Source organism: Arthrobacter sp. Y3223164, assembly GCF_059091005.1.
On sequence record NZ_JBNHGF010000841.1, the window covers coordinates 1 to 469 of the forward strand.

At 69.3% G+C, this 469-nt stretch carries 1 pseudogene; it reads right to left on the bottom strand.

Going from position 1 to position 469, the window contains the following annotated elements:
- Nucleotides 1–443, bottom strand: a pseudogene (locus tag AC5RUJ_RS18315) (branched-chain amino acid ABC transporter permease); the annotation flags it as partial.
- Nucleotides 444–469 lie beyond the last annotated feature (26 nt).

The following is a 469-nucleotide window of genomic DNA, read 5'->3' on the forward strand; positions in this document are numbered from 1 at the left end:
TCAAACTGCTGTTCGTTGCCGTGATCATCTGTTGCGTGATCGGGCTGAAGCTTGCCGATACGGGCGACGGGAATGACCATGGCGAACGGGATGCCCGTCACGCGCAGGCCGACCGCGCCGACCACGTGGGCCAGAACGATGACCAGCAGCAGCGTCAGGCCCATGGCCGGCAGCAGCGGGATGTCGAACGTGTCCAGGATGACGCCGAGGCCGTAGACCCCGGCGCCGAAGTACAGCGCATGGCCGAAGGACAGCAGGCCGGTGACACCGAGCAGCAGGTGGTAGCTGAGCGCCGCGGCGGCCATCAGCATGCACATGGCGATCAGCTGCAGTGAACCCGGGGTGTAGGTGGGCCCGGGCAGCACGCCCGGCAGGGAGAGGTTCAGCAGCGGCAGCAGGGCCAGCAGCACCACGGCCGCTCCCCCGGCGGCCCACTTGAGCAGCCCGCGGACCCCGCCGGCAGCAGCCC